Source organism: Phenylobacterium sp. (genome assembly GCF_041919955.1).
Lineage (GTDB): Bacteria > Pseudomonadota > Alphaproteobacteria > Caulobacterales > Caulobacteraceae > Phenylobacterium.
Genome location: NZ_JAYRSU010000022.1, coordinates 48,630 through 62,116, shown reverse-complemented (window position 1 = coordinate 62,116; position 13,487 = coordinate 48,630). Strand labels below are relative to the sequence as shown.

The 13,487-nt window shown below is 68.2% G+C and carries 15 protein-coding genes; 6 read left to right on the top strand and 9 right to left on the bottom strand.

The genetic code is table 11. The annotated features are described in order from the left end of the window. Window positions 1-37: 37 nt before the first annotated feature. Both ACE3T2_RS17090 and ACE3T2_RS17085 read right to left on the bottom strand, forming a co-directional pair. Window positions 38-1,249 (bottom strand): parallel beta-helix domain-containing protein, encoded by a 1,212-nt coding sequence (locus tag ACE3T2_RS17090; protein WP_374659513.1) that lies wholly within the window; start codon window positions 1,247-1,249, stop codon window positions 38-40. 119 nt (window positions 1,250-1,368) lie between these two features. Next, window positions 1,369-2,358, bottom strand: a complete 990-nt coding sequence (locus tag ACE3T2_RS17085; RefSeq protein WP_374659511.1) for an aldo/keto reductase — start codon at window positions 2,356-2,358, stop codon at window positions 1,369-1,371. Between the two features lie 155 nt (window positions 2,359-2,513). On the opposite strand from ACE3T2_RS17085, the gene ACE3T2_RS17080 reads away from it, so the two are divergent. Beyond that, window positions 2,514-3,038: a GNAT family N-acetyltransferase gene (locus tag ACE3T2_RS17080; RefSeq protein WP_374659509.1), complete on the top strand. Its 525-nt coding sequence runs from the start codon at window positions 2,514-2,516 to the stop codon at window positions 3,036-3,038. On the opposite strand, the gene ACE3T2_RS17075 is transcribed toward ACE3T2_RS17080, so the two are convergent. Further along, window positions 3,035-3,628 (bottom strand): TetR/AcrR family transcriptional regulator, encoded by a 594-nt coding sequence (locus ACE3T2_RS17075; protein WP_374659507.1) that lies wholly within the window; start codon window positions 3,626-3,628, stop codon window positions 3,035-3,037. The genes ACE3T2_RS17080 and ACE3T2_RS17075 overlap by 4 nt on opposite strands. Before the next feature lie 108 nt (window positions 3,629-3,736). On the opposite strand from ACE3T2_RS17075, the gene ACE3T2_RS17070 reads away from it, so the two are divergent. Continuing rightward, the gene (locus tag ACE3T2_RS17070) at window positions 3,737-4,738 is read left to right on the top strand and encodes an NAD-dependent epimerase/dehydratase family protein (RefSeq protein ID WP_374659505.1); all 1,002 of its coding nucleotides are present in this window, start codon (window positions 3,737-3,739) and stop codon (window positions 4,736-4,738) included. Here the strand turns inward: ACE3T2_RS17070 and ACE3T2_RS17065 are convergent. Further along, complete coding sequence (locus ACE3T2_RS17065) at window positions 4,735-5,307, bottom strand: TetR/AcrR family transcriptional regulator (protein WP_374659503.1); 573 nt, start codon at window positions 5,305-5,307, stop codon at window positions 4,735-4,737. The two genes, ACE3T2_RS17070 and ACE3T2_RS17065, sit on opposite strands and share 4 nt — an antisense overlap. A 96-nt stretch (window positions 5,308-5,403) precedes the next feature. Between ACE3T2_RS17065 and ACE3T2_RS17060 the strand changes: the two genes are divergently transcribed. The 3 genes from ACE3T2_RS17060 to ACE3T2_RS17050 are packed head-to-tail and all read left to right on the top strand — an operon-like array spanning window position 5,404 to window position 7,494. Next, window positions 5,404-6,174, top strand: a complete 771-nt coding sequence (locus ACE3T2_RS17060; protein ID WP_374659501.1) for an SDR family NAD(P)-dependent oxidoreductase — start codon at window positions 5,404-5,406, stop codon at window positions 6,172-6,174. Between the two features lie 10 nt (window positions 6,175-6,184). Further along, window positions 6,185-6,760 (top strand): hypothetical protein, encoded by a 576-nt coding sequence (locus ACE3T2_RS17055; RefSeq protein WP_374659499.1) that lies wholly within the window; start codon window positions 6,185-6,187, stop codon window positions 6,758-6,760. Continuing rightward, window positions 6,757-7,494, top strand: a complete 738-nt coding sequence (locus ACE3T2_RS17050; RefSeq protein ID WP_374659497.1) for a dienelactone hydrolase family protein — start codon at window positions 6,757-6,759, stop codon at window positions 7,492-7,494. The genes ACE3T2_RS17055 and ACE3T2_RS17050 overlap by 4 nt, the downstream gene beginning before the upstream one ends. Here ACE3T2_RS17050 and ACE3T2_RS17045 read toward each other — a convergent pair. From ACE3T2_RS17045 to ACE3T2_RS17030, 4 genes are all read right to left on the bottom strand, one after another. Beyond that, window positions 7,491-8,975 carry a hypothetical protein gene (locus tag ACE3T2_RS17045; protein ID WP_374659495.1) on the bottom strand — a complete coding sequence of 495 codons (1,485 nt, stop codon included), beginning with the start codon at window positions 8,973-8,975 and terminating at the stop codon, window positions 7,491-7,493. The two genes, ACE3T2_RS17050 and ACE3T2_RS17045, sit on opposite strands and share 4 nt — an antisense overlap. Window positions 8,976-9,054: 79 nt before the next feature. Beyond that, the gene (locus tag ACE3T2_RS17040) at window positions 9,055-9,861 is read right to left on the bottom strand and encodes a phytanoyl-CoA dioxygenase family protein (protein ID WP_374659493.1); all 807 of its coding nucleotides are present in this window, start codon (window positions 9,859-9,861) and stop codon (window positions 9,055-9,057) included. A gap of 27 nt (window positions 9,862-9,888) precedes the next feature. Beyond that, window positions 9,889-10,338: a hypothetical protein gene (locus ACE3T2_RS17035; RefSeq protein WP_374659491.1), complete on the bottom strand. Its 450-nt coding sequence runs from the start codon at window positions 10,336-10,338 to the stop codon at window positions 9,889-9,891. 58 nt (window positions 10,339-10,396) lie between these two features. After that, a complete protein-coding gene (locus ACE3T2_RS17030; protein ID WP_374659489.1) occupies window positions 10,397-11,653 on the bottom strand; it encodes a cytochrome P450 in 1,257 nt (418 codons plus the stop codon). Window positions 11,654-11,828: 175 nt separating this feature from the next. Here ACE3T2_RS17030 and ACE3T2_RS17025 point away from each other — a divergent pair, with 175 nt between their 5' ends. Beyond that, on the top strand, window positions 11,829-13,178 hold the full coding sequence (locus tag ACE3T2_RS17025; RefSeq protein ID WP_374659487.1) for an FAD/NAD(P)-binding protein: 1,350 nt from the start codon (window positions 11,829-11,831) through the stop codon (window positions 13,176-13,178). Here the strand turns inward: ACE3T2_RS17025 and ACE3T2_RS17020 are convergent, their stop codons facing one another. Further along, on the bottom strand, window positions 13,179-13,424 hold the full coding sequence (locus ACE3T2_RS17020) for a hypothetical protein (RefSeq protein WP_374659485.1): 246 nt from the start codon (window positions 13,422-13,424) through the stop codon (window positions 13,179-13,181). It abuts the gene before it with no gap. Window positions 13,425-13,487: the final 63 nt, after the last annotated feature.

Below are 13,487 nucleotides of genomic sequence, written 5' to 3'. Positions count from 1 at the left end.
TCCGCTTCGCTCCAGCCGGGATGACACTTTTCCAATTTCACGGCGTCAGCTTCGCCTGGGCGGGCGGCAGGACCACCGGCTGGGGCTCGGCGATCGGGGCGGCCTCGCCCAGGGTCGGCTTCACCGAGGGTGCGGCCTTGTCGAGCGCGCCGGGGGCGGGAAGGTTCAGGTTCAGGACCGGGCCGTCCTTTAGCCAGACGCGGACCGGCTCTGGGCTGGCCGGGTGGGTGGTTACTCCGTCCCACATGATCGGCGGCAGGGCGCCGCCGAAGGCCTTGGCCAGCATTTCCCCGCCGTCGAAGCCGGGCTTGAAGCCGTTGCGGCCCATCTGGTTGTCGCGCACCACGATGTCGCGGGGCAGGGGGTTGTAGGACTTGTCGTCGAAGGCCTGGACATAGGCGACCAGCATGACCGCGGCGGTCTGGTTGCCGTCGATGCGGTTCTCGAAGACGTGGACGTTCTTGTTGGCCATCAGCATGACGCCGGTCCCGACGGGCACGTTGGCGACGATGTTGCCCTTGGGCGCGAAGTTCGGGGTGTCGTTGTCGACCACCTGGTTGCGGAAGACGCGGGTCGAGTGGCCGCCCATCTGCGGCAGGTTCGGCAGGTCGAACACCAGGATCCCGCCGGTGTTGCGGGTGGCGACGTTGTCGAACACGTCGGCGTTCATCGAGTTCTCGATCTCGATGCCGGCGACGTTGAACTCGGCGCGGCTGTTCCTGACCACGATGTTCTTCGACTGGCCGACATAGATGCCGGCGTCGGAGGCGCCGCGCACGGTGACCTTGTCGATCAGGACGTTGGTCGAGGAGACTGGATAGACGCCATAGGCGCCGTTGGTCTCCTTCGGGCCGCCGGTCCATTCGACGGTCAGGGAGAGGAAGCTGATCTGGTCCGACCCTTTGGACTTGATCCCGTCGCCCTTGGTGTCCTGGACGCTCAGGTCGCGGACCGTGACGCGGTCGGAGGTGACCAGCAGGCCCTCGCCGGCGCCCTTCTGACCCTTGAAGGAAAGGATAGTCTTGTCCTGGCCCGCGCCCTTCACCGTTACGTCATCGATGTCGAGCGACAGGCCGTCGGTGAACTCGAAGCGTCCAGCGCCCAGGGCGACCGTATCGCCAGGCCTGGCGTCGAGCAGGGCGGTCTGCACCCGCTCCTGCGCGTCGGGTCCGGGGGCGACGGAGATGGTCTTGGCATGAGCGAGGCTGGACGTGGCGCACAGGGCCAGGAGCAGAGCGGCGGTCTTCATCGGCGTCCTCCCGCGGGGCGTCTGATGCGCCCTCGATTCCGTGAGGAAGGTTGCCGCCGTTCCGTATGGGAACGGAAGCCCTTTCCTCCCCCGCGAACGGGGGAGGAAAGGCCATGGGGCTACGCGTTGACCAGGGTCATGCCGCGCTCGTCGTAGCGGGCGCCGGCGACCTTGGCGGCCAGGGTGTCGAGGCTGGCGGTCTCGTCGGCGCTGAGCGAGATGTCGGCGGCGGCGAGGTTGGACTTCAGGTTCGAAAGCCGCGTGGTGCCGGGGATGGTGACCACATTCGGCTTGGCGGCCAGCACCCAGGCGAGCGCGACCTGGGAAGCGTTCGCGCCGCGGGCGGCGGCGATCTTCTCGATCTCCTGCACCAGGGCGAGGTTGGCCTCGTAGGCCTCGCCCTGGAAGCGGGGCGAGACGACCGAGCGATAGTCGTCACCGCCCGGCTTGTGGTCGCGGGTGAAGGCGCCGGTCAGCATGCCGCGGCCGAGCGGCGAGTAGGCGACCACCGTCACGCCGGTTTCCCAGCAGAGCGGCAGGACCTCGGCCTCAATGTCGCGGGTGAAGATCGAATACTCCCACTGCACGGCGGCGATCGGATGGACCGCCTGGGCGCGGCGCAGGCTGTCGGCGTTGACTTCCGACAGGCCGAGCGCCTTGACCTTGCCCTCCTGCACCAGCTTGGCCATGGCGCCGACCGTCTCCTCGATGGGCAGGTTCGGGTCCTTGCGGTGCAGGTAGTAGAGATCGATGTAGTCGGTCTGCAGGTAGCGGAGCGACTGCTCGACGGCGCGGCGCATGTTGGCCTCCGAGCCGTCGACGCCGCGCACGGTGCGGGTGGCCAGGTCGCCGACCGGGCCGAACTTGGTGGCGATGAACGCCTTTTCGCGACGGTCGTGAAACGCCTGGCCCAGCAGGTGCTCGTTGGCGCCGAAGCCGTAGAGCTCGGCGGTGTCGAAGTGGTCGACGCCCAGGTCGAGGGCCTCGTGCAGCAGCTTGACGGCGTCGGCTTCGTTCATCGGCTCGCCATAGGCGATCGACATGCCCATGCAGCCCAGGCCGATAGCATTCACGTCACGGCCGGTGCGGCCGATTTGGCGACGGATCATGGGGGACTCCGCAGATATGAATTTTTGGGGATGTGAGCGCTCACTCACAAGCGGATAATTAGACCCTGGCCTGGAAAGCGTCAAGGGGAAGGCGCCGTTCCGCACGCCGTGAAATTTCGATTGGCGCGCGGCGCAGGTTGTGGATTGGAAGAGGGATGCCGCTGTTCGAAGCCGAATCCGCCGATCTGGCCGCCATCGCCGACCTGGTGAACTCCGCCTACCGCGGTGACGTCTCACGGCAGGGCTGGACCACCGAGGCCGACTATGTCGGCGGTCAGCGTACTGATCCGCAAGCGTTGGCCCGAGACCTGGCGGCCGATCCGCGTGCGCGGCTGCTGGTCCTGCGCGACGATGCGGATGCGCCGCTGTTGGGGTGCGTGATGTTGAGGCCAGCCAGCGACGGCGCCTGGTATCTCGGGATGCTGACCGTCCGCCCCGACATTCAGGACCGTCAGCTGGGGCGGGCCATGCTGGCGGGCGCAGAGGCCTATGCGAAGGGCCAGGGCGCGAGCCGCATCCGCATCAGCGTGGTGCAGGTGCGCGACACCCTGATCGCCTGGTACGAGCGGCGCGGATATGCGGCGACCGGCGCGACCCTGCCGTTCCCTTATGGCGACCCGGAGATCGGCGAGCCGACACGCGAGGACCTGCACTTCATCGTCATGGAGAAGGCGATCTAGGCAGCAGGAGCTGGAGGCGCCTCGATCAGGCTGCGCACCATCGGCGTCAGCAGGTCGGCGAGGGCGGCCGGATCGGCCGCGGTCAGGGGCGAGAGCTCCATCATCTGGCGCATGATCTGAACGCCGGCGACGAGCGACAGCGCGAGCGCGGCGCGTTCCGCCCGCAGCGGGCCCGACAGCGCTTCGGTCAGGGTCTTCAGGTGATGCTGCTCGATCTGCTCGCGGCCGATCTGGGCGGCGCTGTGGCTGGAGGTCGAGCGGAACATGATCTGGAAGCCCTCGAGCACGGGCGCGCCGGGATTGGTCAGGGCGACAAGGCCCTCGGCCATGGCGCGGGAGAGGTCGGCGGCGTCGAGGTTGCGGCGGCTGAGGATCACCGGCTGGGCCATGGCCGCGGCCGTCGCCTCTGCGAAGAGCTGCTCCTTGGAGCCGAAATAGCGGTTGATCAGCATGGCGGTGACGCCGGCGCCCTTGGCGATCTCGCGCACTCCGGCGCCGTCATAGCCGTGCTCGGCGAAGGCCCGGCGCGCCGAGGCGAGGATGGCCTCCCGCGTGGCTGCGGCGTTGCGGGTTCGGGGGGGAGCGGTCACGGCGGCCTCGTAATTATACAGGTGTAGACTTGTCGGTCTCGCGTATGTATACGACTGTAGACATGTGGCGGCAACTCGGATGCGCCGAGCTGCGAAAGGGAGGTTCCGATGGGCGAGACGGTGCTGGTGACCGGGGCGACGGGCTTGGTGGGCGGCTGGTGCGCCAAGTTGCTGCTGGAGCAGGGCTATGCGGTGCGCGCGACCCTGCGCAGCCGCGCCAAGGAAGGCGCCCTGCGCGCGGCGGTCGGGGCTGAGGACGAGGCTGGCGGACGGCTGAGCGTCCATGAGGCCGACCTGATGGACGACGCGGGGTGGGCGCAGGCCATGGCCGGGGTCGACTATGTGCTGCACGTCGCCTCGCCGCTGGGCGACGGTCGCCAGACGCTGGAAGAACTGATCGGCCCGGCGCGCGACGGGGCGCTGCGGGTGCTGAAGGCGGCGAGCGCGGCGGGCGTCAAGCGTGTTGTGATGACCTCGGCGGCGGCGACCGCGCGCCCGCCGCGGGCCAGCGGCCTGCCCAGCGACGAGAGCGTCTGGGCCGATCCGGCCGATCCGCAGTTCGACGGCTATCGGCGATCGAAGATCCTGGCGGAGCGCGCGGCGTGGGAGTTCATGGAAGCGCAGGGGGGAGCGACAGCCCTGACCACGGTGCTGCCGGGCGCGGTGTTCGGGCCGATCCTCAGCCGCGAGGCGGTCAGCTCTGTCGGCATCGTCCGAGGCCTGATGCATGGGCGGCCCGCGCGGCTGCCGCGGTTCGGGTTCTGGGTGGTGGACGTGCGCGACCTGGCCGACCTGCACATCCGGGCGATGACCGCGCCGCAGGCGGCCGGCCAGCGGTTCCTGGGCCTGTCGGAGTTCATGTGGATGGAGGACGTGGCGACAGCCCTGCGCGAGGGCCTGGGCGCGGCCGGCGCGAAGGTTCCGATCCAGCGGTTGCCGAACATCGCCTATCGCATCGGGGCGCTGTTCTCCCGTCAGATGCGCTACTTCCTGCCGGACCTGAACAGCCGCTACCCGGCCAATGTCGACAAGGCGCGCAAGCTGCTGGGCTGGGCGCCGCGTTCGGGGCGCGAGACGGTGATCGACTGCGGGCGCAGCCTCGCGGCCTAGACGGCCCGCCAGGAGTCCAGCACCGCCTCGGCGGTGGCGTCGAGTTCGGCGTCGGTCCAGCGGCGGCCCTTGAGTTCGGTCTTCAGCATGTAGCCGACCGGGGCGAAGAACAGGTTGCCGAGCAGTTCGCCGGGCAGGTCCTTGAACAGGCCGCGCTCGACCCCGGCCTGGCGCAGGCGCGCGACCGCGCCGGCGATCTGTTCGTAGGCCGCGCCGCCCTCGCGCTTGGACAGCGAGGATTCGGCGAACCTCTGGCCGAAGACGAAGGCCTCGGAGTCGCCGCGATAGGTCTCGTAGAGCTTGCGCCAGACGCGCTTCAGACGGGCGTCGGGCGCCTCGCCGCCGCTTTCGCCATCGCTGATCGCCTCGAAGATGCGGCGCTTGATGCCGCGATAGACCTCGATCAGCAGGTCGTCCTTCGACGGGAAGTGGCGATAGAGCGTGCCTTCGGCCACGCCGGCCTCGGTGGCGATGGCCGCGGTGGTGACCGCTTCCAGCCCGTCGCGCGCGCCGATGGTCAGCGCGGCGCGCAACAGCTTGTCCTTGGTCGATGTCGGCGCGGTGAGCATGGGCTCACAAATTGTCGTGTGGGGGCGCCTGTCAAGTCTGCGCAAGCGTCGCAGGGCGCGATAGAACCTGCGCCAACGAGAAAACGGGAGTGGAAAATGGACCTGGGTCTCAAGGGACGGAAGGCCGTCGTGACCGGCGCTACGCGCGGCATCGGGCGGGCGATCGCCGACCTCTTCGCCGACGAGGGCTGCGATGTCGCGGTCTGCGCGCGCAATCCCGAGCAGGTGGCCGAGGCGGTCAAGGCGCTGGAGGCCAAGGGCGTGAAGGCCTTCGGCCAAGCGGTCGACATCTCCGACGGGCCGGCGCTGCAAGGTTTCGTGAAGGCGGCGGGCGAGGCGCTGGGCGGCATCGACGTGATGGTCTCGAACGCCAGCGCCTTGGTCCAGGGCTCGGACGAGGCGGCCTGGCGCGGGATGTTCGAGATCGACATCCTGGGCGCCGTGCGCACCTTCGAGGCCGCACGGCCATTCCTGGAGGCGGCGGGCGAGGCCCACGGCGATGCGGCCTTCGTGATCACCTCGTCGGTGTCGGCGGCCGAGGCCAGCAACGCCTCGGCCTATGGCGCGATGAAGGCGGCGTTGATCCACTACGCCAAGGGCCTGGCGCGCGAGGGCGCGGCCAAGCGCGTCCGCGCCAACGTCGTCTCGCCGGGCACGGTGTTCTTCGAGGGCGGGGTCTGGGGCAATGTGAAGGCGGGCATGCCGGCCTTTTTCGATCAGATGATCAAGCGCAACCCGACCGGCCGCATGGCGACGCCGGAAGAGGTGGCGGCGGCCACGGTGTTCCTGGCGAGCCCCCGGTCGGCCTTCACTACCGGGATCAACATGATCGTCGACGGGGCGATCTCGACCCGCGTCAATTATTGAGGGCAAGTCATTGGAATATGACTATTTCCAATTGACCCTCGGGCGCGAGCGGACGGCGCAGCGCCTGCTGGCCGACCATGCTTACGGTACTGGCGGGGTGCGCGCGGTGTTCGCGCCCCTGCTAGGGTTCGCCTCCGATACGGCGATGGTGCTGGCGGCGGCGGGAACGGACCTGGCCGGCGCGCCGGTCGCGCTGGCCAGCCAGCGCGACCGCCTGGTTCCCACCCTGCGACCGACGGCCGACGTCCGCCCTCCCGAAGACGGGATCTACGTCCACAACTGGTTCACGATCGACGGCGCGGCGGTCGACGAGTTCGTAAAGCTGTCGGGCGAGGCCTGGCCGGATTTCGAAGCGCGGTTCGAGACGCAGATCTACGGCCTGTTCCTTGCCGAGGCGTCGGATGCGGACAGGCGCGATGGCGCGCGGCGATTGCTGCTGATGACCCGCTATCGCGATCTCGGCGAGTGGCAGGTGTCGCGCGACCCGACCAGCGAGGCGATGAAGGTGTTCCTGCGCCGACGAGAGCTGACGCGGGTCTCCCTGGCGCGGGCCTGTGTGTTGATGCCGATAGGAGCAAGCCGATGATCGAGCAGACGGTCGAGGTTCCGACCAAGGACGGGGCGACGACGACGTTTGTCGTACATCCAGACCGCGGCGGGCCGCATCCGGTGATCCTGTTTTTCATGGACGCCCCCGCGATCCGCGAGGAACTGCGCGACATGGCCCGGCGGCTGGCCACGGCCGGCTATTACGTCATGCTGCCCAATCTCTATTACCGAGCCGGGGTGCTGGAGCTGGTCCCGCCCAGCGGAGCGATGGACGAGCCGCTGCGGGCGCGGATGATGGAGCTGATGTACGGGCTGTCCATCCAGATGGTGATGGAGGATTCCGACGCCCTGCTGGCCTATGCCGACGGCCAGGCCGCAGCGGACGCGCAGCGGGTCGGATGCCTGGGCTACTGCATGAGCGGCCAGTTCTCGATCAACGCGGCGGCGCGCCACGCGGGGCGGGTCAAGGCGGCCGCCTCGATCTACGGGACCTTCCTGGTCACCGACAAGGACGACAGCCCGCACCTGGCCGCCCGCAAGGCGAAGGGTGAGCTCTACTTCGCCTGCGCCGAGACCGACCGCTGGGCGCCGATGGAGACGATCAACGCCCTGTCGTCTTCGCTGAAGGCCGACGGGATCCGGGCCGAGGTCGAGCTCTATCCCGGCGTCGAGCACGGCTTCGCCTTCCCACAGCGCGCGGCCTACGACAAGGCCGCGGCGGAGCGGCACTGGCTGCGGCTGAATACGCTGTTCGCGCGGAATTTGGGTTAGAACTGCATAGCATCAAGATAGACGTCGAAAGTGTCCGCGCGGCCGATGGCGCTGAACGCCGCCTGAACGTCAGGCCGTTTCTGCGCTTTTGCGAGGCGCTCGGCCAGAAGCTTGGCGCGCGGCGGGCGTGGCGGTGTCTCGATGCGCGACTTGCTGAACAGCACAAGCGCCTTCTCCGGGGTGTCGGAGGTCAATTGCGCGATCAGGCTGCGGGCGATCGCTTCTTCGTCGCCGATGCACGTGGCGGCGTCGCGGTGGGCCGAGCGGTTGGCTTCCGCATGCTGCTCGACGTAGGCCATCTCGGCCTTCGCCTGTGCGATCTGCCCCAGGCCGGCATGGGCGCAGACGCGATTGAAAGCGATCCACATCTGGCCATATGGGCTCACGCGGTCCTTGCGGCGGGAAAGGGGGGCAAGTGCGTCAAGCGCTTCCTGATACCGGCCGACCTCATTGAGTACGGAGGCGAGGTTGATCGTCTGGCTGACATTGACGCCGCCGCGTTCATTCTCGCCGCTGGCCTCGCTCATGGCTTTGACCGCCTCGTCGTAGCGGCCGAGATCGGCGAGCGCGTAGGCGCGCTCGTTGGCGACCCAATTCCGTCCGTCGTCGCCTCTGCTGTTCTTGAGAACTGGCGCCTTGAGGCCGGCGTCGAGAACGTCCAGCGCTTCGCCGAAGCGTCCCAGCATCCGCAGGTCGTAGGCGACGGCCTGGAGGGCTTCGGCGTCCGCCGGGTTCTTTTGCAGTTCCGCCTGGTTGGCGGCGAGGGTGGCTAAAGCTGCGAATTTCACGTCGAAGGCGTCGGGTTGAGCCTCGACGATGGTTTCAAAGCGTCGGTCGATGCGCACTTGCACCATCGACTCCGGATGGCTGAGCTTTCGCAGGAACCGCTCTGCGCCGGCCTTGTCGCCTGCGTCCAGGAGCGCGCGCGCCTGGGCGAGCCAGATCGGGTCGGGAATGAACGTCCGCCCGGCCGGCTGCCAATCGAGCCGGTCAAGAGCGCTCGCCATGCGCCGACGGGCGACCTTGTCGTCTTTCAGTCTGCGCCAGAAATCGAAGACGAGCTCATCGTTGTGGATTTCGGCGGTTTGGTCGCCGGACTTCTCGGCGGTGGTTTCCAGGGCCTGAAGCGCGTCGGCGCGCTGGTCGGTCGCCGCAGACTGCAGGAAGCGTATGCTCCACGCCAGGGCCGAAGCGTCCGGCTCTGCCGTCGCCGCGCCGATGAGGTCCGGGGTTCGCTTGCCGCCGACGCCGCAAAGCACCGGGATCAGGTAGGATGACGACCGGATCCGGCTGGGCAGCGCGCTGAAGCGGGGGTGAGCGATAATCCGCTCCCAGTCCGACATCTTGCACTCGCGCTTCTGGAAGTCGGACGTGGCCGCAAGCAGAAGGCGCGCCAAGTCCTTTTCGTCGTCGGCCCGAGCTGGCGCCGCGGTCGCCAGCAGAACTGCGGTGGCCGCCGCAAACGCCGCCAATCTGATCAATGCCGCCCCCGTGCGTGATTTGCGCGGCATGGTAGTGCATGGCGTCTCGAACCGCCAACGGTAGCGTTTGCTGCCGAGCCTAGCGCGCCACCGGCGCGACCCAGTCGTCGTCGAGGCTCTTGAGCGGGTGGGAGCCGGTGACCTGGCCCATGAAGGGCGGCCAGATGTTGTAGCCGAGCAGGTCTTGCAGCCTGGGCGACATGGCCTTTGCCCGCGTGCGCGGGACGCCGAGGTAGAAGTTCTCCTGGGTGCGGCCCCAGGGCTCGCAATACTGGTTGGTGAAGGCCAGGCGCGGAGCGTCGGAGCGGTTGGCGCCGCCACGGTGCAGGAGCGTGCCCTGGAAGACGATGGCTCCGCCGGCCGGCATGATCACCGGCTGTAGCAGGCTCTCGGCCTTTTTCGGCGTCAGGGCGGCGACCTCGGCGTCGCTCCAGCGATGGCTGCCCGGGATGATGTCGGTGGCGCCGTTGGTGTCGGTGAAGGCGTCGATCGCGCCGATCAGCGAGAGGCTGATGGCCGGCCGGGGCCGCGGCTGACGATAGAAGCCGTCGTCGAAATGCACCGCCTGGGCGGCCTCGCCCGGATAGATGCAGATGGCCTGGCTGGCGGTCAGCAGGTAGCCGGGCTGGAGGAAGCGGTCCAGGAGGGCCAGCAGCCGGGGATCGGAGGTCAGGTCCTCGAACACCTTGCCACGTGCGACGAGGGTGTAGACGCGCTCGGTGGAAAAGCCCTCGAAGGCGTTGCGGCCGTGATGGCTGCCGAGGTGCGGAGCGAGGACGGCGCGGGCGGTCCGGAGCGCCGTGGCGTCGGCGAAATCCTCTATGACCGTGTAGCCGTCGCGGGCGAGGCGCTCTGCATGGGGCTCGACGTCGAACGGGCGGCTCATGGCGGCCTCCTCAGTGCAGAGGAGAGCCTAGCCGAATGACGGCAGGGAAAGTCCAGGCCGTTCGTTATCCCAGATCATCGACATGATGCGCCAGCGGCCGTCGGCCTCGCGGAACAGCTGGATGGAGTTGATTCCTCGGCGTTCGGGCTCTGCGTCGCCAAGTTCGGTGCGGGCCTCGTAGGCGCTCCAGACCTGGGCCATGTTGCCGAACACGTCGATCCGGCGGGCGATCTCGACCTCGTAGAACGGATGGGCGGCGAAGAACGGTTCGACGTCGGCCTGGTAGTCGGCCGGACCCATGATCTTCATCTGGGGCCGGCGGTCCTCGCCCATCCAAGTGCGGATCTGGCGGGAGTCGGCGTGGAAGATCTCGGGCTGCATGGCCCAGTCGCGCGGTCCGGCAGGGCCAGAGATCATGGCGTACATGGCGTCGACGACGGCGCCGACGTCGGTCGGATCGAAAGGCAGGGTCTTCATGAAAAAAGAGCCTAGGTCGGAGGGCCCAGGCTCTTCAATCCTGCATCGACGAAAGCGGTCAGGCGCGCTTCGGAATGACGACCTTCATCGACTCGTAGCCCTTCACGAAGGTCGAGTAGCTGCGCTTGGGCTCGTCCACGAGGTGGATCTCGGGGAAGCGCTTCATGATCTCTTCCCAGATGATCTGGAGCTGCAGCTCGGCCAGGCGGTTGCCGACGCAACGGTGGATGCCGAAGCCGAAGGACATGTGGTTCCGCGGGCGGGCGCGGTCGATGATGTAGTCGTTCGGACGCTCGATGACCTCGTCGTCGCGGTTGCCCGAGACGTACCACATGACCACCTTGTCGCCTTCGCGGATCTGCTTGCCCCCGAACTCGATGTCCTGGGTCGCGCGGCGGCGCATGTGGGCCAGCGGCGTCTGCCAACGGATGGTCTCGGAAACCATCGACGGGATCAGCGAGGGGGTCTCGCGCAGTTTCTTGTACTGGTCCGGGTTCTTGTTCAGGGCGTAGATCGAGCCCGAAATGGTGTTCCGGGTGGTGTCGTTGCCGCCGACGGTCAGCAGCACGATGTTGCCGAAGTACTCGCGCGGCGACATGCCCCGGGTCTCGGCGCCGTGCGCGAGCATGGAGATCAGGTCGCCGGTCGGCTCGGAGTTGACCCGCTCGTTCCAGCGCTCGGTGAAGTAGGCGTGGTACTCGACGAAGATCTGCATCTTCTGCTCGAGGGTGTCGATCAGACCGTGGCCCGGAACGGCGGTGACCACGTCGGACCAGTAGGTCAGCTTGCGGCGGTCGGCCTGGTCGATGCCGAACAACGTGGCCAGGGTCATGGCCGTCAGTTCCATCGACACCTTGTCGACCCAGTCGAACTCCTCGCCGATCGGCAGGTTGTCGAGGATCGCGGCGGCGCGCTCGCGGATCAGCGGGCCGAGGATCTGAAGATTGTGCGGGGCGACGGCCGGGCTGACGGTCTTGCGCTGGATGTCGTGCTTCGGCGGGTCCATCGCGATGAACATCGGCAGCGGGCCTTCGTCGCCCTGCTGGTCGGCGATGGTGATGCCCGGCTCGGACGAGAACACCTGATGGTTCGTGTCGACCGCCATGATGTCGTTGTATTTGGTGATCGACCAGTAGGGGCCGTATTCGCTGTCGGCGGTGTAGTGGACCGGATCTTCCTTGCGCAGGCGCTCGAAGTTCCACCACATCTCGTTGGACTGGAAGAGCGCCGGCTGAGCCGGATTGATCTGGTCGAGCGGGGTCGAATAGGCCAGCGCCCGGGCGTCCTTGCTCAGATCGATATTGCCGTCGCTCATGAAACTTCTCCTCCGGTCCGCGGCGTCCCTGGTCTCCAGCCAAAGATGACGCCTGCGTCAAGTTTTTAGCGCAAGTTCCAGCGGCCGTCCCATCCGATCTGCGTTCGGATGCAGTTTTTCTGTCTTCTTAAAGTCCATCAGAATGATAGGAATTTATCTCATGTGGAGTGCGGCCATGAGTCAAAGACCAACAGTGGCGGTGATCGGGGCGGGGTTCTCGGGGCTGCTGACAGCCCTGCACCTGGCCGCCGATCCGGACGGGCCGACGGTGCGGCTGATCGAGCGTTCGGGCGCCTTCGGCCGGGGCGCGGCCTATTCGACGGCCAACCCCGATCACCTGCTGAACGTGCGGGTGGCGAACATGAGCGCCTATCCCGACGACCCCGAGCATTTCACCAAATGGCTGGCGGGGCACGAAGGCTGGAGCTCGCACGGCGGCTTCGTGACCCGCGGAGTCTATGGCGACTATCTGCAGGACCTGTTGCGCCAGGCGCTGGAGACGACCTCGGCCGGCCGGCTGCTGCTGGAGCAGGACGAGGCGGTCGAGGTGGCGCGGGCCGGCGAGGGATGGCGCGTTCGGCTGGCCCTGGGCCGCGAGATCCAGGCCTCTGCGGTGGTGCTGGCGCTGGGGGTGCTTCGGCCTGCGCCGCCTGTGGCGGCGGGGCCCGAGCTGCTGAAGTCGTCGCGTTATATCGGCGATCCCTGGGACCCGAAGGCGCAGCTCGACGACAGCGTGAGCGACGTGCTGCTGATCGGCGCCGGCCTGACCATGATCGACGCGGCGGTCAGCCTGTGGCGGCCCGGGCGGCGGTTCTGGGCGATTTCGCGTCGGGGCCTGACGCCGCGGCCGCATGCGCCGGTTTCAGGTCCGGCGCCGGAGATGGCTTCTGCCGGCTCGCCTCGCCGTCTGCTCGCCGCCGTGCGCGCAGCCTCGGAAGACGGCCGCTGGCGCGAGGCGATCGACAGCCTGCGGCCGCACGTCCAGAGCATCTGGCTTGGCTGGACCCAGGCCGAGCGGGCGCAGTTCCTACGCCACCTGCGCCCCTGGTGGGAGGTGCACCGCCACCGCCTGGCGCCCAGCGTGGCGCGGCGTATCGGCCTTCTGATGCGCGGCCGCGAACTGGTGGTGCGGGCAGGCGAGATCACCAGCTTTGCACCGGGCCGCGACGGTATCGAGGTGATGTGGCGTCCGCGCGGCGCGCGCACGCTGCGACGGCTGGGGGTATCGGCGGTGGTGAACTGCACCGGCTTTCTGGGCGACCTCGACCAGGCGGGGGACCCGCTGCTGCGGCGGCTGCTGGCGGCCGGGCTGATCCGGCCCGACCCCTGTCGGCTGGGCGCGGACGTCGACGCCGCATCGCGGCTGATCGGAACCGGCGGCCAGCCTCAGGCGGGGCTCTATGCGGTCGGTCCGCTGACCCGCGGGGCGTTCTGGGAGATCACCTCGGTCCCCGACATCCGCAGCCAGGCGGCCGGCGCGGCGCAGTCGATCCTGAGTTCTCTGCGACGCGCGCGGGCCGCCTAGTTATTTGGTCGGCGGCGCCTTCTCCGGCGGCGGGGAAGATTGCATGGGCGGTTGCGAGCCATCGGCAGGGACCACCCCGGTGTCGCCGGCGTCGGGGGCGGCGGTCTGGGCCGGACCCGGGACAGGCGTCGGCTGGGAGGTGTCCGGCATGGCCGCGCCGGTCGTCTCGCCCTGAGGCTCGGGCCGCTTGTCGCAGGCGGCGAGGGCAAGCACGGCCGCCGCGCCCGCGAAGATCATCGATTTCATCTTGGCTCTCCTGGTGTCTGGAGTGAACCAGTCCCGTGCAGGGATGTTCCGTCCGCGGCGCGC

What these genes read in the sequence shown, in the direction of transcription:
- ACE3T2_RS17090 (WP_374659513.1), bottom strand. Translation starts at nt 1,249, where the DNA reads ATGAAGACCGCCGCTCTGCTCCTGGCCCTGTGCGCCACGTCCAGCCTC.
- ACE3T2_RS17085 (WP_374659511.1), bottom strand. Translation starts at nt 2,358, where the DNA reads ATGATCCGTCGCCAAATCGGCCGCACCGGCCGTGACGTGAATGCTATC.
- ACE3T2_RS17080 (WP_374659509.1), top strand. Translation starts at nt 2,514, where the DNA reads ATGCCGCTGTTCGAAGCCGAATCCGCCGATCTGGCCGCCATCGCCGAC.
- ACE3T2_RS17070 (WP_374659505.1), top strand. Translation starts at nt 3,737, where the DNA reads ATGGGCGAGACGGTGCTGGTGACCGGGGCGACGGGCTTGGTGGGCGGC.
- ACE3T2_RS17065 (WP_374659503.1), bottom strand. Translation starts at nt 5,307, where the DNA reads ATGCTCACCGCGCCGACATCGACCAAGGACAAGCTGTTGCGCGCCGCG.
- ACE3T2_RS17060 (WP_374659501.1), top strand. Translation starts at nt 5,404, where the DNA reads ATGGACCTGGGTCTCAAGGGACGGAAGGCCGTCGTGACCGGCGCTACG.
- ACE3T2_RS17050 (WP_374659497.1), top strand. Translation starts at nt 6,757, where the DNA reads ATGATCGAGCAGACGGTCGAGGTTCCGACCAAGGACGGGGCGACGACG.
- ACE3T2_RS17040 (WP_374659493.1), bottom strand. Translation starts at nt 9,861, where the DNA reads ATGAGCCGCCCGTTCGACGTCGAGCCCCATGCAGAGCGCCTCGCCCGC.
- ACE3T2_RS17035 (WP_374659491.1), bottom strand. Translation starts at nt 10,338, where the DNA reads ATGAAGACCCTGCCTTTCGATCCGACCGACGTCGGCGCCGTCGTCGAC.
- ACE3T2_RS17030 (WP_374659489.1), bottom strand. Translation starts at nt 11,653, where the DNA reads ATGAGCGACGGCAATATCGATCTGAGCAAGGACGCCCGGGCGCTGGCC.
- ACE3T2_RS17025 (WP_374659487.1), top strand. Translation starts at nt 11,829, where the DNA reads ATGAGTCAAAGACCAACAGTGGCGGTGATCGGGGCGGGGTTCTCGGGG.
- ACE3T2_RS17020 (WP_374659485.1), bottom strand. Translation starts at nt 13,424, where the DNA reads ATGAAATCGATGATCTTCGCGGGCGCGGCGGCCGTGCTTGCCCTCGCC.